At 67.7% G+C, this 17,545-nt stretch carries 17 protein-coding genes and 1 riboswitch; of the genes, 2 read left to right on the top strand and 15 right to left on the bottom strand.

The window, feature by feature from the left end:
* Positions 1 to 75 precede the first annotated feature (75 nt).
* A complete protein-coding gene (locus C4F17_RS22510) occupies positions 76 to 996 on the bottom strand; it encodes a 2-hydroxyacid dehydrogenase (RefSeq protein WP_106936719.1) in 921 nt (306 codons plus the stop codon).
* 86 nt (positions 997 to 1,082) lie between these two features.
* On the opposite strand from C4F17_RS22510, the gene C4F17_RS22505 reads away from it, so the two are divergent.
* Entirely contained in the window at positions 1,083 to 1,397 is a 315-nt protein-coding gene (locus C4F17_RS22505) for an EthD family reductase (protein WP_106936718.1), read from the top strand.
* Positions 1,398 to 1,403: 6 nt separating this feature from the next.
* Here C4F17_RS22505 and C4F17_RS22500 read toward each other — a convergent pair whose 3' ends face one another.
* The 10 genes from C4F17_RS22500 to C4F17_RS22455 form a co-directional block, all read right to left on the bottom strand.
* Positions 1,404 to 1,691: a hypothetical protein gene (locus C4F17_RS22500; protein ID WP_325002787.1), complete on the bottom strand. Its 288-nt coding sequence runs from the start codon at positions 1,689 to 1,691 to the stop codon at positions 1,404 to 1,406.
* Positions 1,692 to 1,748: 57 nt separating this feature from the next.
* Positions 1,749 to 2,714 (bottom strand): DUF4349 domain-containing protein, encoded by a 966-nt coding sequence (locus C4F17_RS22495; protein WP_106936716.1) that lies wholly within the window; start codon positions 2,712 to 2,714, stop codon positions 1,749 to 1,751.
* Between the two features lie 59 nt (positions 2,715 to 2,773).
* Positions 2,774 to 4,798: an acetyl/propionyl/methylcrotonyl-CoA carboxylase subunit alpha gene (locus C4F17_RS22490; RefSeq protein WP_106936715.1), complete on the bottom strand. Its 2,025-nt coding sequence runs from the start codon at positions 4,796 to 4,798 to the stop codon at positions 2,774 to 2,776.
* Entirely contained in the window at positions 4,791 to 5,465 is a 675-nt protein-coding gene (locus tag C4F17_RS22485; protein ID WP_081269650.1) for a DUF4126 domain-containing protein, read from the bottom strand. Before C4F17_RS22485 ends, C4F17_RS22490 begins: the two co-directional genes overlap by 8 nt.
* Before the next feature lie 15 nt (positions 5,466 to 5,480).
* Positions 5,481 to 5,984, bottom strand: a complete 504-nt coding sequence (locus C4F17_RS22480) for an SMI1/KNR4 family protein (protein ID WP_159053686.1) — start codon at positions 5,982 to 5,984, stop codon at positions 5,481 to 5,483.
* Positions 5,985 to 5,989: 5 nt separating this feature from the next.
* A complete protein-coding gene (locus tag C4F17_RS22475; RefSeq protein WP_106936714.1) occupies positions 5,990 to 6,790 on the bottom strand; it encodes an enoyl-CoA hydratase/isomerase family protein in 801 nt (266 codons plus the stop codon).
* Positions 6,791 to 6,806: 16 nt separating this feature from the next.
* Complete coding sequence (locus C4F17_RS22470) at positions 6,807 to 7,673, bottom strand: alpha/beta hydrolase family protein (protein WP_106936713.1); 867 nt, start codon at positions 7,671 to 7,673, stop codon at positions 6,807 to 6,809.
* Between the two features lie 21 nt (positions 7,674 to 7,694).
* Positions 7,695 to 9,323 carry a carboxyl transferase domain-containing protein gene (locus C4F17_RS22465; RefSeq protein WP_081269647.1) on the bottom strand — a complete coding sequence of 543 codons (1,629 nt, stop codon included), beginning with the start codon at positions 9,321 to 9,323 and terminating at the stop codon, positions 7,695 to 7,697.
* The gene (locus tag C4F17_RS22460; RefSeq protein WP_106936712.1) at positions 9,320 to 10,999 is read right to left on the bottom strand and encodes an AMP-binding protein; all 1,680 of its coding nucleotides are present in this window, start codon (positions 10,997 to 10,999) and stop codon (positions 9,320 to 9,322) included. The genes C4F17_RS22465 and C4F17_RS22460 overlap by 4 nt, the downstream gene beginning before the upstream one ends.
* A gap of 147 nt (positions 11,000 to 11,146) precedes the next feature.
* The gene (locus C4F17_RS22455) at positions 11,147 to 12,319 is read right to left on the bottom strand and encodes an isovaleryl-CoA dehydrogenase (RefSeq protein ID WP_081269645.1); all 1,173 of its coding nucleotides are present in this window, start codon (positions 12,317 to 12,319) and stop codon (positions 11,147 to 11,149) included.
* 140 nt (positions 12,320 to 12,459) lie between these two features.
* On the opposite strand from C4F17_RS22455, the gene C4F17_RS22450 reads away from it, so the two are divergent.
* Positions 12,460 to 13,488: an AraC family transcriptional regulator gene (locus C4F17_RS22450; protein ID WP_106936711.1), complete on the top strand. Its 1,029-nt coding sequence runs from the start codon at positions 12,460 to 12,462 to the stop codon at positions 13,486 to 13,488.
* Between the two features lie 308 nt (positions 13,489 to 13,796).
* Here the strand turns inward: C4F17_RS22450 and C4F17_RS22445 are convergent, their stop codons facing one another.
* The 4 genes from C4F17_RS22445 to C4F17_RS22430 all read right to left on the bottom strand — a co-directional run bounded on the left by C4F17_RS22445 (position 13,797) and on the right by C4F17_RS22430 (position 17,444).
* Entirely contained in the window at positions 13,797 to 14,123 is a 327-nt protein-coding gene (locus tag C4F17_RS22445; protein ID WP_106937661.1) for a thioredoxin family protein, read from the bottom strand.
* A 54-nt stretch (positions 14,124 to 14,177) separates the two neighbouring features.
* A complete protein-coding gene (locus C4F17_RS22440) occupies positions 14,178 to 14,870 on the bottom strand; it encodes an HAD family hydrolase (protein WP_106936710.1) in 693 nt (230 codons plus the stop codon).
* Between the two features lie 32 nt (positions 14,871 to 14,902).
* Positions 14,903 to 16,786 (bottom strand): phosphomethylpyrimidine synthase ThiC, encoded by a 1,884-nt coding sequence (gene thiC / locus C4F17_RS22435; RefSeq protein ID WP_106936709.1) that lies wholly within the window; start codon positions 16,784 to 16,786, stop codon positions 14,903 to 14,905.
* 91 nt (positions 16,787 to 16,877) lie between these two features.
* Positions 16,878 to 16,983: riboswitch (TPP riboswitch) on the bottom strand.
* Positions 16,984 to 17,009: 26 nt separating this feature from the next.
* On the bottom strand, positions 17,010 to 17,444 hold the full coding sequence (locus tag C4F17_RS22430) for a YchJ family protein (protein WP_106936708.1): 435 nt from the start codon (positions 17,442 to 17,444) through the stop codon (positions 17,010 to 17,012).
* Positions 17,445 to 17,545: the final 101 nt, after the last annotated feature.

The following is a 17,545-nucleotide window of genomic DNA, read 5'->3' as shown; positions in this document are numbered from 1 at the left end:
GTGAAAAACTCGCGCTTCAGGGTTTCCCCTGCCCGCGCCGAATCACGCCAGCGCCGGAAGCGGTGGCGACCGCCTTCAGTAGCCGCGCGCCGGATCGACCACGCCGGCGATCGGCAGGCCCTGCTCCATCGCGCGGATCTTCCCGGCGATCTGGGCAATGGACTCCTCGCGCAGCGTGCGCGCCGAGCCGTGCGGCGTCACGGTGATCTTCGGATGGCGCCAGAAGGCATGGTCCGAGGGCAGCGGCTCGACCTGGAACACGTCGAGTGTGGCGCCCGCGAGCTCGCCTGCATCGAGCATCGGGATCAGGTCGTCTTCCACCAGGTGGCCGCCGCGCGCGATGCTGATCAGGTAGCCCCCGGGCTTGAGCCTGCCGAGCGTCTTGCGGTTCAGGATGCCGCGCGTGGCCTCGGTCAGCGGCAGCAGGTTGACCAGCACGCGCGTGGACGACAGGAACTCGTCGAACTGCGCTTCGCCGCTGAACACCTGCACGCCGTCGATGTCCTTCGGCGAGCGGCTCCAGCCGAGCACCGGGAATTCGAACTGCGCCACGGCCCTGGCCACGCGCTCGCCGAGCACGCCCAGGCCCATGATGCCGACCGGGAAGTCGCGCCGCAGCTTCGGCTTGCGATAGCTCCACTTGCCTTCGCGCGCATCGGCCTCATAGGCGTCGAACTCGCGGAAGTGGCGAATGAGCGTGTGGCACACGTACTCGGCCATCTGCACCGACATGCCCGCGTCGTCGAGCCGCACGATGCGCGTGTGCGCCGGCACCCTGAGCTTGAGCAGCGCATCGACGCCCGCGCCGATGTTGAAGATGCCGCGCAGCTGCGGCTGCTCGTCGATGAGCTCCTGCGGCGGCGCCCACACCACGGCATGGTCGGCCTGCGGCGCGCCGGGCTTCCAGGGCTCGATGACGGCATCGGGGAGTTCGGCCTTGAGGCCTTCGATCCAGGGTTCTGGGCGGTTGTCGGTGAGGTAGACGGTGATTCGCATGGGGCCGAATCTTAGTGAAGCCGCTGACGCGGCGCGCACGGATGGCTATGCTCGAACGCCTTGCTTCAATCAGGAGACAGACACCCATGATCAAAGTCAGCGTGATGTACCCCCACACCCCCGGCGCGCGGTTCGACCACGACTACTACCGCGACAAGCACATGCCGATGCTCAAGGCCCGCATGGGCGACGCCTGCCTCTCGTACACCATCGACAAGGGCCTGGCCGGCGGCGCGCCTGGCTCCCCGCCCACCTACGTCGGCATGTGCCACGTGTTCAGCGAATCCGTCGAAGCCTTCCAGAAGGCCTTCGGCCCGCACATGAAGGAGATCATGGGCGACGTGAAGAACTACACCGACATCGCGCCGGTGATGCAGATCAGCGAAGTGGTGGTGGGCTGACGCGGGTCAGCGCGCCAGATTCACCCACCGCTGGACCGAAGGCCGCTGCCACTGCCGCGCCGCATACGCGGCCAACCGCTGCGGCACTTCGTCCCCGTTCATCATCAGCCGGTTCAGCATCAGCGCCAGGTCCACATCGGCGATCGACCATTGCCCGAACAGGTTCTGCGCATCGGCGGGCAGCGGCGCCTCCACCGCGTCGAACAGCGACTTCGCGCAGGCCTGCGCCGCTGCGGACAGCGGCGCGCTCGACGGCCTGAAGAACACGACCTCCGCCGAACGCTCCTGCCGGATCGGGGTGCTGCATCGGGAATGGCTCCTGGGGTTTGACGGCAGGCCCGACCGCGGGCCTCACGCCACCTTGATCCGCCGACGGCGCCACAGCACCCGCACCAGCCACCCCAGCGGCAGCACCACCAGCACCAGCCACGGCAGCACCGCCGCGACGAAGGTGATGAGCGCGCCCACGCTCTCCGCCAGCACCGAGCCCGCGTTGCGCAGCGCCTGCCGCATCGGGCTGTAGCCGTCGCCGTTGCTCACCAGCGCGCGCTTGGGCGTGAACTGGATCTGGATGTGCTGCTTGCTGGTTTCCTGCGCCAGCACCTTGCGCTGCGTGGCGATGGCGTCGAGCTCGGCCTGCGTGTCCGACAGCGTGCGCTGGATCGCCAGCAGGTCGGCCATGGTGCGCTTGGTGACGGTATCGCGCAGCATGACGCGCAGGCTGTCGCGGAACTCGGTGCGGTTCTTGATGCGGGCCTCGACGTCGATCACTTCGGCGGTCTTGTCCTCGCTGGTGGTGGTGTGCGAAACCACGTTCGCCACGCCGGCCAGGCCGCCGAGCAGCTTCTCGACATCGGCGGGCTCCACGCGCATCTCGAGCATGGCGTTGCCGGGCTGCTGCGGCGTCTCGCGCAGCAACGAGGACGACAGCAGCTCGCACTTGAGCGTGCCGCACAGGTCGCGCACCTTGCCCCATGCGTCGGCCAGTTGCTCCGCCGGCACTTCGACGTTCAAGTCCTGCCGCACGGCGAGGAAGCGCTGCAGCGGCGAGTCCTGCGCCGACGACGCCTCGGCCGCCGACGGCTCCGCGGCCGTGTCGGCCATTCGCGAGCGCGACTCCTTCATCGCGACGCCACCGCCGTAGCCGGCGGCGGCCTGCATGGGTGCGGGCGGAGGTGCCGGCCGGGCGAGCGATTCGTCATGCCCGTTGTTGCGGCCGCAGCCGGCCAGCGACAGGGCGGCGGCCAGGGCCAGCAGGGCGAGCCCTGAGCGATGGCGGGCGAGGAAGAAAGAAGCGAAGGGCCTGCGAGCGGTCATGAAAATCCCTTTGAAAGAATGACTACCGCAGCTGATACGGGCCAGCGCCCGGAACGGGGTTAAACCGTTGCGGCGGCCATTCGCAACAATTCGTCGCCTTCGGCCACCTGCTCGCCGGGGGCGAACATCAGTTCCTCCACGGTGCCGTCGGCCGGTGCCGCGATGGTGTGCTCCATTTTCATGGCTTCCATCACCGCGAGCGGCTGGCCGCGGCTGACCTTGTCGCCGGCCTTGACGGCGAACGACACCACCTTGCCCGGCATGGGCGCGGTGAGCCGGCCGCCTTCGGCCTGGGCGTCGCCAGCGTGGGCGAGGCGGTCGATGGTGGTGATCTTCGTCGCGCCCTTCGATGCGAAGACGTGGGCGGTGGCGCCGTCGAGGTGCACGTCGAGCGTCTGGCGCATGCCGGCGAACTCGACCTCGAATTCGCCCGACGGGAACTGGCCGATCACCAGCGGACCCTCGGTGCCGCCGGCTTCCAGCCACAGGCCGCCGTCGCGCTTGTAGGTGAGCACGGCGGCCTGCGCCGCACCGCGGAACTCGAAGTCGAAATGACGCCGGTACTCGCCCAGCGAGCGCCAGCCGTCGCGGCGGGCAAAGGGGTCGGGCATCTTGCCAGGCCATTCGGTGACCAGCGTGCGCGTGATGGCGGCGGCGGCGGCCAGCGGCAGGCCCAGCGTCTCGCGGTCGAACAGCACCGCGCGCTCGCGTTCGATCAGCGCGGTGTCGAGGTTGGCCCTGGAGAACGATTCGGTCGCCAGGATGCCGCGCAGGAACTGCACGTTGGTCTGCACGCCCACGATCTGCACCTGCGCCAGCGCGGCGTCGAGCCGCGCCAGTGCTTCGTCGCGCGTGGCGCCGTGCACGATGAGCTTGGCGATCATCGAGTCGTAGAACGGCGAGATCTCGCCGCCCTCGCGCACGCCGTCGTCGATGCGCACCCCGGCGCTCGCGCCGGTCAGGGCCATGCGTTGGAAGGCCGTCGCCTGAGGCTTGCGGTACACGCGCAGGGTGCCGGTGGCGGGCAGGAAGTTGTTGTCGGGGTTCTCGGCGCAGATGCGCGCCTCGATGGCGTGGCCGTGGATCTTCAGGTCGGCCTGCTTCGCGGGCAATGCCTCGCCCGAGGCCACGCGCAGTTGCCATTCGACGAGGTCGAGGCCTGTGATGGCTTCGGTCACCGGGTGCTCGACTTGAAGACGCGTGTTCATCTCCATGAAGAAGAAGTTCATCTCCCCGCCTTCACGCTGCTCGACGATGAACTCCACCGTGCCCGCGCCCACGTAGTTCACGGCGCGCGCGGCCGCCACAGCGGCATCGCCCATCTGCTTGCGCATGGCCTCGGTCATGCCAGGCGCGGGAGCTTCTTCCAGCACCTTCTGATGGCGGCGCTGCACCGAGCAGTCGCGCTCGAACAGGTAGACGTAGTTGCCGTGCGTGTCGCCGAACACCTGGATCTCGATGTGGCGCGGGCGCTGCACGTATTTCTCGATCAGCACCGCGTCGTCGCCGAAGCTGTTGATGGCTTCGCGCTGGCACGATGCGAGCGCGGCAGCGAAGTCCTCCGCCTTGTCGACCGCGCGCATGCCCTTGCCGCCGCCGCCCGCGCTCGCCTTGATGAGCACCGGGTAGCCGATGCGGTCGGCCTCGCGCTGCAGCAGTTGCGGGTCCTGGTCGTGGCCGTGGTAGCCGGGCACCAGCGGCACGCCGGCTTTCTCCATCAGTTGCTTCGATTCGGCCTTCAGTCCCATGGCCTTGATGGCCGAGGGCGGCGGGCCGATGAAGACCAGGCCGGCGTCGGCGCAGGCTTGCGCGAACTCTTCGTTCTCGCTCAGGAAGCCGTAGCCCGGGTGCACCGCCTCGGCGCCCGTGGCCTTGGCGGCTTCGAGGATCTTTTCCCAGCGCAGGTAGCTGTCTTTAGGCGCGCTGCCGCCGAGGTGCACCGACTCGTCGCAGGCACGCACGTGGTTGGCATGCGCGTCGGCATCGGAATACACGGCGACCGTGCGAATGGCCATGCGGCGCGCAGTTGCCGCGACGCGGCAGGCGATCTCGCCACGGTTCGCAATGAGGATCTTCTTAAACATTCGGAGTGTCTCCCGGAGGATTCTTTTTCAGTTGAAACGCGGGCACCACGCCCGGATCGGGTCGGCCGCTGAAGATGCGGGCCACGCGGGCGAACAGCGCCTTGAGGAAACGCCAGCTCTTGCGGATGAGCCACACGCTCAGCACAAGCACCAGCACGAACAGCACGAGAAAGACGAAAGGGTGCGCCACCGCCAGCCACAGCCCGGCAGGCACCATGGAGTCCTCGACCAGCGAGGCGCCCACGTTCGAGAACGGCTCGGGCGAGGTGTTGATGGCCGCGCGCGTGGTGGCCTTGGCCGCGTGCGCCGTGGCAGCGAAGCCGCCGCCCAGCAGCGCCGCGACGATGGCCATCACGCCGTGGTCGGTGCCGAACACGCTGGCAGCGAGCGCGGCACCGGCCGGGATGCGGATGGCGGTGTGCACCACGTCCCACAGCGAATCGAGGCCGGGAATCTTGTCGGCGAAGAATTCGATGAACACCATGAAGCCGCTGGCTGCAATGACCACCGGGTGCGCCAGCAACTGCAGGCCGCTCGGCAACGGAACCCAGCCGAAGTAGCCGACGATGCCCGTCAGCAGCACGACCAGGTAGAGCCGCACGCCGCTGGCCCAGCCGATGGCGGCGGCCAGTGCGATGAGCTGGGGCATGTCGAGGCTGGTGTTCATGGCGGCGGCTCTCTGTCAGTCGAATTCGATGGTGCCGGCTTCCATGGAAGCCACGAGGTCCGCGAGCCATGACTCGACCGACGCATGTTCGACGGGGCGGTCTTCGTCGGCTTTCCAGAAGGCGATGAGCTGCCCCGGCTGCCCGCCGCCCTCGGCATCGATGTCGACGCACAGGTAGCTGCCGCCGCCGTTCGACAGAAACGGCACCCAGCCGCGCCGCCAGGTGGCGGGGTCCTCGAAGTCGGTGCCGATCATGTCGTCGAGCATCTCCTTGGTGTCGGCGATGTCCTCGAGCGCGCTGAACATGCGGTTGCCCTGCAGGCTGTCGAAGCTGCTGTCCGGCTGGCCGTTGCGCCAGCGGTAGAGCGCACGAAAAGCCTCCGGCAGCTTCAGCGAGAACTTCGCTTCGAATGCGTCGAGGCCGGCATCGCTCACGCCGGGCTGCAGCACCGCGTGGTAGTCCGCGCGATGCGCGGCCAGCCACGCATCCATGCGTTCGACGAGTGCGTCGTGCGCCATGGTGCTCAGGCCTTGCCCGTTTCCAGCCACGAGGGCTTGCGCTTCTGCAGGAAGGCCTGCACGCCCTCGCGGCCTTCGTTGCTCGCGCGGATGTCGGCAATGCCCTCGACGGTTTTCGCGATCAGCGCATCGTCGATCTCTCGGCCGTCCACGTCGGCAATCAGCTGCTTGCAGGCGCGCACGGCCGCAGGGCTGGCCCCGGTCAGCGCCTTCAGCAGTTCGTCGACCTTGGCATCGAGCGCGTCGGCGGCCACCACTTCATGCACGAAGCCGATGCGGTGCGCCTCGGCGGCGGTGAAGCGCTCGGCCGTGAGGAAGTAGCGCTGAGAAGCGCGGGTGCCCATCGCGCGCAGCACATACGGGCTGATGGTCGCGGGCACCAGGCCGATCTTCACCTCGCTCAGGCAGTACCAGGCGGTGTCCACGCTCACGGCCATGTCGCATGCGGCGACCAGCCCCATGCCGCCCGCGTACACGTCGCCCTGCACGCGCGCGACGGTGGGCTTGGGGCACTCGGCAATCGTGCGCAGCATGGCGGCCAGCTTGCCCGCGTCGGCGATGTTCTCGTCGCGCGTGTAGTCGGCCATGCGGCGCATCCAGTTGAGATTCGCGCCCGCGCAGAAGGCCGGGCCGTTGGCGCCGAGCACGATGGCCTTGACCTGCGGCAATGCGCCGGCCTCGGTGAAGGCCTGCGTCAGCTCGGCGATGACGACGTCGTCGAAGGCGTTGCGCGCGTCGGGCTGGTCGAGCCAGATGCGGGCGATGGCGCCGTCGATGCGCAGTTGCAGTTTGGTGTATTCGCTCATGTCTCTTGTCGTTTGTTCATTGAAGGCGCTGTGGCAGCCCCAGCTTCGCAAGGAACTGATCCACCATCGGCACCCAGATGGCCGCGTTGTCCCGACCTTCGAAGAAGGCGTGGCCGTCGTCGCCGTAGGGCGGCACGGCCTCGAAGCGCACGTCCACGCCCCTGGCCTTGTAGGCGTCCAGCAGCCGGCTCGCCAATGCGGGGCCGAAGAAATGGTCGTTCTGCGAATAGACCCACAGCATCGGCACCTTCGTGGTCGAGGCATAGCGGCCGAAGGCGTCCACCAGGCTGGCCTCGTTGCACACGTCGTCCGGTCCGCGCGAGCCGCGTCCGCCCGCGAAATTGATGGTGCCGATCACGCCGGCCGGGTTCAGGCTCGACAGTGCCAGCACGCCGAAGCCGCCGGCCGACTTGCCCAGCAGCACGATGCGCTGCGCGTCGGCATACGGCAGCGCGCGGGCGTAGTCGAGCGCGGCGCCGATGTCCTTGGCGCTCTCCAGGCCGGCGCGCACGTAGTCGGGGTTGCTGCAGCTGAAGTAGTTCTCGGCCCACGGCCCGTCGGACTTGCCGTAGCCGCGGCGCATCGGGTTGATGACCAGGAAGCCGTGGCGCGCGAACATCTGGGCCTGCCGTGCATAGCGGTCCTGCATCTTCGCGAAGTCGGAAGGCGAACGCGGCGTGCCGTGGTTGATCACCAGCACCGGAAACGGCCCGTCGCCCTCGGGCTTGTATTCGGTGGCCGCGAGCTTGACGTGCGACTCGCCGAAGAAGCCCTTGACGGTCATCGGAATCTCGACGTCGCGGCGCGCCACGTCCTGGGCCTGCGCGCCGAGCGCGCAGCACAACAGAGCGGTGGCAATGAACGCGAGCTTGCGCAACGTCATGAAGGATTCCTCGGGCGCCTCTTACATCCGGAAGATGCCGAACTTCGGCTCGGGCACCGGCGCGTTGCGCGCGGCCGCCAGGCCCAGCGCCAGCACGCGGCGCGTGTCCGCCGGATCGATGATGCCGTCGTCCCACAGCCGCGCGGTGGCGTAGTAGGGGTGGCCCTGGTCCTCGTACTGCTGGCGGATAGGCGCCTTGAAGGCTTCTTCCTCTTCCTTGCTCCAGCTGCCGCCCTTGAGTTCGATGCCGTCGCGCTTCACGGTGGCCAGCACGCTCGCGGCCTGCTCGCCGCCCATCACGCTGATGCGCGCGTTGGGCCACATCCAGAGGAAGCGCGGGCTGTATGCGCGGCCGCACATGCCGTAGTTGCCGGCGCCGAAGCTGCCGCCGATGATGATGGTGAACTTGGGCACGTTGGCGGTGGCCACGGCCGTCACCATCTTGGCGCCGTGGCGCGCGATGCCTTCGTTCTCGTACTTGCGGCCCACCATGAAGCCGGTGATGTTCTGAAGGAACACCAGCGGGATCTTGCGGTGGCAGCACAGCTCGATGAAGTGCGCGCCCTTCTGCGCCGACTCGCTGAAAAGGATGCCGTTGTTCGCGATGATGCCCACCGGCATGCCCTCGATCTCGGCAAAGCCGCAGACCAGCGTGGCACCGAAGCGCGCCTTGAACTCGTGGAACTCGCTGCCGTCGACGATGCGCGCGATGATCTCCCGCACGTCGAAGGGCTTGCGCGTGTCGGTGGGGATCACGCCGTACAGTTCCTCGCGCGGGAACTCGGGCGCGCGCACCGCCTTGCCGTCCGCGGCCTCGGCGCCCGCATTCTTCGCATTGAGGTTCGCCACCGCCGTGCGCGCAAGCGCCAGCGCATGCAGGTCGTTCTGCGCGAGGTGGTCGACCACGCCCGACAGGCGCGTGTGCACGTCGCCGCCGCCCAGGTCTTCGGCCGTGACCACTTCGCCCGTGGCCGCCTTCACCAGCGGCGGGCCGCCCAGGAAGATGGTGCCCTGGTTCTTCACGATGATCGACTCGTCGCTCATGGCCGGCACATACGCGCCGCCGGCCGTGCACGAGCCCATGACCACCGCGATCTGCGGAATGCCCTGCGCACTCATGTTGGCCTGGTTGTAGAAGATGCGGCCGAAGTGGTCGCGGTCGGGAAACACCTCGTCCTGGTTCGGCAGGTTGGCGCCGCCCGAGTCGACCAGGTAGATGCAGGGCAGGCGGTTCTGCTCGGCGATTTCTTGCGCGCGCAGGTGCTTCTTCACCGTCATCGGGTAGTAGGTGCCGCCCTTCACCGTGGCGTCGTTGCAGACGATCATGCAGTCGACGCCGTTCACCCGGCCGATGCCCGCGATGATGCCCGCGCCCGGTGCCGACTCGGCCCCCTTGGCGTCGAGGTACATCGCATGCGCGGCCAGCGGCGCGATTTCGAGGAAGGGCGTGCCCGGGTCGAGCAGTTCCGCCACGCGGTCGCGCGGCAGCAGCTTGCCGCGCGCGGTGTGCTTGGCGCGCGCGGCCTCGCCGCCGCCCTGCTCCACTTTGGCGAACTGCTGGCGCAGGTCGTCGACCAGCGCGCGCATGGCGGCGGCATTGGCCTGGAAGTCGGCCGAGCGGGCGTTCAGTTTGGTTTCGAGTTTGCTCATGCGGTTTTTTCTTGGCTGAGGCCGAGTTGCTCTGTCATGGCTTCGCGGATCTTGAATTTCTGGATCTTGCCGGTGACGGTCATCGGGAATTCGGTGACGAAATGGATGTACCTGGGCACCTTGTAGTGCGCGATCTGGCCCTTGCAGAAGTCGCGGATCTCCTCGTCGGTGGCGCTCTGGCCGGGCTTGACGATGATCCACGCGCACAGCTCTTCGCCGTACTTCCTGTCGGGCAGGCCGACCACCTGCACGTCCTGCACCTTGGGGTGGCGGTAGAGGAACTCCTCGATCTCGCGCGGGTAGATGTTCTCGCCGCCGCGGATCACCAGGTCCTTGATGCGCCCGACGATGTTGACGTAGCCCTCGGCGTCCATGGTGGCGAGGTCGCCGGTGTGCATCCAGTGTTCGGGGTCGATGGCTTCGCGCGTCCTGGGCTCGTCGTCCCAGTAGCCGTGCATCACCGAGTAGCCGCGCGTGCACAGCTCGCCCGACTGTCCGGGCGGCATGATCGCGCCGGTCTCGGGGTCGACGATCTTCACCTCGAGGTGCGGCTGCACCGTGCCCACGGTGGACACGCGGCGGTCCAGCGGCGTGTCGGTGCTGCTCTGGCAGCTCACGGGGCTGGTCTCGGTCATGCCGTAGGCGATGGTGATCTCGCTCAGGTGCATCTGGCTGACCACGCGCTTCATCACCTCGATCGGGCACGGCGAGCCGGCCATGATGCCGGTGCGCAGCGTGGAGAGGTCGAACTCCTTGAAGCGCGGATGGTCGAGCTCGGCGATGAACATGGTGGGCACGCCATGCAGGCCGGTGCACTTCTCGGCCTGCACCGTCTCAAGCACGGTGAGCGGATCGAACCCGTCGTTCGGGTACACGATGGCCGAGCCGTGCGTGAGGCAGGCCAGGTTGCCCAGCACCATGCCGAAGCAGTGGTACAGCGGCACCGGAATGCACAGCTTGTCGACGGGCGACAGCTTCATGCATTCGCCGATGAAGAAGCCGTTGTTCAGGATGTTGCGGTGCGTGAGCGTCGCGCCCTTGGGAAAGCCGGTGGTGCCGCTGGTGAACTGGATGTTGATCGGGTCGGTGGCCTTCAGCGTCTTCTGGATCTGCGCGATGCGCGGATCGGCCGCATCGCCGCTGGCCAGCAGTTCGCTGAAGCGCCGCATGCCGGGCTGTTCATCGCCCTGGCCGGGCCTGTCGATCCAGAAGATGTGCTGCAGCAGCGGCAGTCGCGCGGGGCCCAGCTCGCGCAGCATGCCCAGGTAGTCGCTTGTCTTGAACTGCGCCATCGTCACCAGCGCCTTGCAGCCGACCTTGTTGAGCGCGTACTCGAGCTCCGAAGTGCGGTAGGCGGGGTTGATGTTGACGAGGATCAGACCGACCTTGGCGGTGGCGATCTGCATCAGCACCCACGGCACGTTGTTGTGCGACCAGATGCCGACGCGGTCGCCGGTCTTCAGCCCCAGGCCGAGCAGCGCGCTGGCGAGCCTGTTGGATTCGGCCTGCAGTTCGCGGTAGGTGAAGCGCTGGCCTTCGTGGCGGCTGATGAGCGCTTCGCGGTCGGGCTGCCTGTCGACCATGTCGTCGAAGAAGTCGCCGATGGGTTGTTCGATGAGGGGGACGTCGGTGGCGCCCTTGCCGTAGCTCTCGGTCAGTGCTGCAGTCATGTTCATTTCCTTCCTTGTCTCCTTGTCTTGCTCCTTCCCCCTCTGGGGGAAGGCTGGGATGGGGGCAAGCGGCGCTTGTTCAGCCTCAGGCCTCATCGAACGCCGCTTGCCCCCACCCCTGCCCTCCCCCGGAAGGGGAGGGAGAAAAACAGCTTATGCCGTTTCAGCGAAAAGCTCGCGGCCGATCAGCATGCGCCGGATCTCGCTCGTGCCCGCGCCGATCTCGTAGAGCTTCGCATCGCGCCACAGCCGCTCCACCGGGAACTCCTTCGTGTAGCCCACGCCGCCCAGCGCCTGGATCGCCTCGCCGGCCATCCACGTCGCCTTCTCGGCCGAGTACAGGATGGCGCCGGCCGCGTCCTTGCGGAAGGTGCGCGCATGGTCGTTGCGGTCGCAGGCCTTGCCAACGGCATACACATAGGCGCGGGTGGCCTGCCAGGTCGAATACATGTCCGCCAGCTTGCCCTGCATCAGCTGGAACTCGCCGATGCTCTGGCCGAACTGCTTGCGGTCGTGGATGAAGGGCAGCACCGCGTCCATGCAGGCGGCCATGATGCCCAGCGGGCCGCCCGAGAGCACCGCGCGCTCGTAGTCGAGGCCGCTCATCAGCACCTTGGCGCCCATGCCTTCGCCGCCCAGCACGTTCTCTTCGGGCACTTCGCAGTTGTCGAAGAACAGCGGGAAGGTGTTGGAGCCGCGCATGCCGAGCTTGTCGAGCTTGTTGCCGGCCGAGAAGCCCTTGAAGCCTTTCTCGACGATGAAGGCCGTCATGCCGCGCGCGCCCATCTCGGGTTCGGTCTTGGCGTAGATGACCAGCGTGTCGGCGTCGCCGCCGTTGGTGATCCACATCTTGCCGCCGTTGAGCACGTAGTAGCCGTTCTTCTTCTCGGCCTTGAGCTTCATGCTCACCACGTCGGAGCCGGCATTGGGCTCGCTCATGGCCAGCGCGCCCACGTGTTCGCCGCTCACCAGCTTGGGCAGGTATTTCTTCTTCTGCGCATCGCTGCCGTTGCGGTGGATCTGGTTCACGCACAGGTTGGAGTGCGCGCCGTAAGACAGGCCCACCGAGGCCGAGGCGCGCGAGACTTCTTCCATGGCCACGATATGCGCCAGGTAGCCCAGCTCGGTGCCGCCGAACTCTTCCTTCACCGTCATGCCGTGCAGGCCGAGGTCGCCGAGCTTCTTCCAGAGGTCGTGCGGGAACAGGTTGTCGCGGTCGATGTCGGCGGCGCGCGGGGCGATCTCGTTGGCGGCGAAGTCCTGGATCGCGCTGCGCAGCGAGTCGATGGTCTCGCCCAGGTCGAAGTTCAGGCCGGGATCGTGCATGTGTCTTGTCTCCTCTGAAGGGGTCGGCGCGCAGTGCTACCCGCGCTGGATGGCGCTTGAAAGATCGCAGCTTACGCCTGGGCACGCCTCAATTGGCGCCACAATGGTTGCAAATTGCGCCACGACCGATCCGCAAAGCCATGTCGTCCCCGTCCTTCCTCAGACCCGCCCGCGCCGTCACGCCGATGGCCTTCGTGAGAGCCATCGTGCAGGGCTACGAGCGCTACGGCATGGACCCGGCCGAGGCCTTGAAGGCGGCACAGATCACGCCGCGCGAGCTGGCCCGGCCGGGCGCGCGGGTGACGGCCGCGCAGTTCGAGGCGCTGTCGGAACACGCCATGCAGGAGCTGGACGACGAGGCCCTGGGCTGGTTCTCGCGGCGCCTGCCCTGGGGCAGCTACGGCATGCTGTGCCGTGCCTCGCTCAGCTCGCCCGACCTGGGCGTGGCCATCAAGCGCTGGTGCCGCCACCACCGCCTGCTGACCGAGGACATCGGCCTGGCGCTGGATGTGGCGGGCGGCGTGGCCACCCTGCGCATCACCGAGAACCGCCCGCTGGACGAGGCCTTCCGCGAGTTCTGCCTGGTGACGAGCCTGCGCTTCATGCACGGCTACATGTGCTGGGCGATCGATTCGCGCATCTCGCTGCGCAGCGCGGGCTTTCCGTTTGCCGCTCCACCGCACAGCGACGCCTATGCGCCGATGTTCACGCCGGAGGTGCGCTTCGACGCGCCGCAGGCGAGCATCAGCTTCGATGAGCGCTACCTCGCCCTGCCGCTGCAGCGCGACGAGCGCGCTTTGCGCGCCATGCTCAAGCGCGCACTGCCGCTGACCATCCTGCAGTACCGGCGCGACCGTCTGCTGGGGCAGCGCGTGCGCGAGTTGCTGCGATCGCGCGCCAGCGAAGCGACCACGGCCGAGGCGCTGGCGGGGCTGCTGAACGTGTCGGGCCGCACGCTGCACCGGCAGCTGCACGAGGAAGGCACGTCGCTGCAGACGCTGAAGAACGAGGTGCGCCATGAGCTGTCCGTGGAGCTGCTGCGGCGCACCACCCGGCCGATCAAGCAGGTGGCGCTGGCGGTGGGGTTCCGCAACGAGAAGAGCTTTTCACGCGCGTTCCTGCAGTGGACGGGGCATGCGCCGAGGGACTTTCGGCAGTTGGGGTTGTAGCGGGGGCGCGTTTGGGCGCCGTTGTTGCTTCGGGGTGTGTGCTCAGGGCATCGGGTACTCCCCTCCGCGAATGTCCCCCGGCCTGCGGCCTCCTCCTTTATTTCGCTGCGGGGAGCACCCGACGCCCTGAGCACGGGGCGCGCCGCTGGCGCTCGGCCGATCAACCGGCGCTCTGTCCAACGCTCACGACGATGGGGTGCCTTGCGCAGCGAAATAAAGGAGGAGGGGCGCAGCCCCGGGGACATTCGCGGAGCAAGGTACCCCGTCGGCGTGAGCGTCGCCCCGAATCGACATAACCCACCGAGTCGTCAGGTCGACTGCGTGATGGACGCCAGCGCGTCGGCAATGGATTGGCTGTCTTCCGGCCGCACCAGCTTCGCGACTTCCTTGCCGTCGCGCATGAACACCAGCGTGGGCCACAGCCGCACGTTGAACGAACGGCCCAGCGGCCGGCCGCTGCCGTCTTCGACCTTGATGCGGCGCACGTTCGGATACTTGGCGAAGGCCTCCGCGATGTTCGGCTGCGCGGCCTTGCAGATGCCGCACCAGTTGGTGCCGAACTCGACCACGGCGGGGCCGGTGAGCGCATCGATCTCGGCGCGGTCGGGTTGCTCGGTCTTGTATTCGGAAGTCATGTGGCGATGTTCCTGTGCTGAAGGGCTGTCGATGCCCTTCATTGCACCAGAAACTCAGGCCGCCTGCAGGTCGTAGCCTGAAAGCAGCGCGGGCAATTCGGCCATGTCGCTGAACACGCGCACCACGCCCACGCTCAGCAGCGGCCCCGGCCCGCTGTGGCCCGATTCGCCGGTGCTGTAGCCAAACACGGTCGCGCCCGCGGCCACGCCGGCCATCGCGCCGGTGACGGTGTCCTCGACGATCGCGCAGCGGCGCGGATCGACGCCCAGCGCCTCGGCTGCCGCCAGGTACACGTCGGGATGCGGCTTGGAGCGCGGCATTTCATGGCCGCTGAAGATGCGGCCCTGGAAGCAGTCCAGCAGGCCGACCTTGGCCAGCTGCAGCTCGACCTTGTGGCGGTCCGCGCCCGAGGCGCAGGCGATGCGGCCCTTGAGCCGCGCATGGATCGCGCGGATGGCGGCCGGCGCGTTCGGAATCGCGACGAGGTCGCGCTCCAGTGCTTCGTTGCGCCGCGCTCGGAAGCTGCGCAGCCACTCGTCGGTGATCTTCACGCCGGTCTTCGACTCGATGAGCGCGGCCTCGTCCTTCACCGCCTTGCCGGTGAAGGTGTTCATCGATTCCTCGGTGCTGAGGTGCCAGCCGAGCTCGCCGAGCATCTCGGCGAGCACGCGGTTGGTGATGGGTTCGGAATCGACGAGAACGCCGTCGCAGTCGAACAGGACCGCGGAAAAGGGAAAAGGGGTCATGCCTCCATGGTAGCAACGACCCCGCTGCAAGCTCAGGACACGGCCTTGATCGGGATGTAGATCTCGCCGCCGCCCGCCATGAACTCCTTCGACTTCTCTTCCATGCCCTCGGTCATGGCTTCGGCTTCGGCCACGCCCTTCTTCGCGGCGTACTCGCGCACTTCCTGCGTGATCTTCATCGAGCAGAACTTGGGGCCGCACATGGAGCAGAAGTGCGCCACCTTGCTCGAGTCCTTGGGCAGGGTCTCGTCGTGGAATTCGCGCGCGGTGTCGGGGTCCAGGCCCAGGTTGAACTGGTCCTGCCAGCGGAACTCGAAGCGTGCCTTGCTCAGCGCATCGTCGCGCGAGCGCGCGCCCGGGTGGCCCTTGGCCACATCGGCCGCATGCGCGGCGATCTTGTACGCAATGATCCCCTGCTTCACATCGTCGCGGTCGGGCAGGCCCAGGTGCTCCTTCGGCGTCACGTAGCAGAGCATCGCGGTGCCGGCCCAGCCGATCATGGCCGCGCCGATGGCGCTGGCAATGTGGTCGTAGCCCGGCGCGATGTCGATGGTCAGCGGCCCCAGCGTGTAGAACGGCGCCTCGTGGCAATGCTTGAGCTGCTCGTCCATGTTCGACTGGATCATGTGCATCGGCACGTGGCCCGGGCCTTCGATCATGGTCTGCACGTCGTGCTTCCAGGCAATCTGCGTGAGCTCGCCCAGCGTGCGCAGCTCGGCGAACTGCGCCTCGTCGTTGGCGTCGGCGCCCGAGCCGGGGCGCAGGCCGTCGCCGAGCGAGAAGCTCACGTCGTAGGCCTTCATGATGTCGCAGATGTCCTCGAAGTGCGTGTAGAGGAAGCTCTCCTTGTGATGCGCGATGCACCACTTGGCCATGATCGAGCCGCCGCGCGACACGATGCCCGTCATGCGGTCGGCCGTGAGGTGGATGAACGGCAGGCGCAGCCCGGCGTGGATGGTGAAGTAGTCGACGCCCTGCTCCGCCTGCTCGATCAGCGTGTCGCGATAGATCTCCCAGGTGAGGTCTTCGGCCACGCCGCCCACCTTCTCCAGCGCCTGGTAAATGGGCACGGTGCCGATGGGCACCGGCGAGTTGCGCACGATCCAGTCGCGCGTGGTGTGGATGTTCTTGCCGGTCGACAGGTCCATCACGTTGTCGGCGCCCCAGCGGATGGCCCACACCAGCTTCTCGACCTCTTCCTCGATGCTCGAGGTGACGGCCGAGTTGCCGATGTTGGCGTTGATCTTCACCTTGAAGTTGCGACCGATGGCCATCGGCTCGACTTCGGGGTGGTTGATGTTGGCCGGAATGATGGCGCGGCCGCGCGCCACCTCGTCGCGCACGAATTCGGGCGTGATGATGCGCGGAATGCTCGCGCCCATGGGGTTGCCCGCCACGCGCTTCGCACGCTCCTCGTTGGCGAGGTACTGGGCCATCCACTCGCGCTTGCCGTTCTCGCGCAGGGCCACGTACTCCATCTCGGGCGTGACGATGCCGCGGCGCGCGTAGTGCATCTGCGTGACGTTGGCGCCCGACTTTGCGCGGCGCGGCTGGCGCTGCAGCGCCGAGGCACCGGCGCGCAGCTCGGCCAGACGCTGGGCGTCGCGGTCTTCGTTCTTGGCGCCGTCGTCCAGCGCGTGGTGCGAGCGGCCCTCGTAACTTTCAGTGTCATTGCGCTCGATGACCCAGGCGCCGCGCACGTCGGGCAGGCCGCGGCGCACGTCGATCTCGACCTTGGGGTCGGTGTAGGGGCCGGAGGTGTCGTAGAGCGAGACGGTCTCGCCGTTGGTCAGCAGCACGTCGCGCACCGGCACCTGCAGGTCGGGACGGCTGCCCGGAATCACGCACTTGTGCGAAGCGGGAAACGGCTCGCGCGTGAGCGAAAGCAGCGAGGTGAACTTGTCGGGGGCATTCATCGGAGGCACTCCTTGTTGAGGAAAAGGGTGCTCCGCAATCGCTCGGTGGACTTCGGGAAGCCCGTCACGGAAGGGGGAGTGACGGACCGGAGTCAGGGAGTGCAGCTCTTCTTACGCCGGTATGACCCGGATCAAGTTCGCGGGTCGGCAGCTTTGCCATCTCAGCACGCCACATGCGTGCACCCCGGAGCGGGGCCGATTGTGCGAGCCGCCGGGCGGCGCGTCAAGCCAGGGGCTGCTGCAGGTCGCCGTCGAGATAGAACCAGCGCGCGCCCTCGCGCACGAAACGGCTGCGCTCGTGCAGCCGGGTCGCGGCGCCGGTGGCCGCGCTGCGCTGGCGGGCGACGAACTCGACCTCGGCGTGGTCGGCGTCGAGCACGGAGCGCGAACGGATGTCCAGCCCCAGCCATTTGACCCCCGGCTCGAACTCGATGGAGGCCGGCCGCCTGGCCGCGTCCCAGGTGGCGAGCAGGTACTCGCCGCGCTCCAGCACGAAGGCCGAGTAGCGAGAACGCATCAGCGATTCGGCGTCCGGCGCCGGCGTGTTCTCGAAATCGTCGAGATAGCGGCCACAGCACAGGGCGTAGCCGATGGGCTTGTCGCGGCGGTCGGTACGGCCGCAGGGACAAGGTCCGGTGGTGGGATCGATGGCACTCATGAAGACCGCTATTGGAACACCTCGCGGGCCGGGTGCCGAGAGGGCAAGCCCCGGGGTGCCGCGCCGAGGGCATTCACCCTTGGCGCGGCGCTTGCTAAACG

Origin of the sequence: Variovorax sp. PMC12 (genome assembly GCF_003019815.1) — a bacterium.
Taxonomy (GTDB): Bacteria; Pseudomonadota; Gammaproteobacteria; order Burkholderiales; family Burkholderiaceae_C; genus Variovorax.
This window is presented reverse-complemented; position numbering and strand designations above follow the sequence as displayed.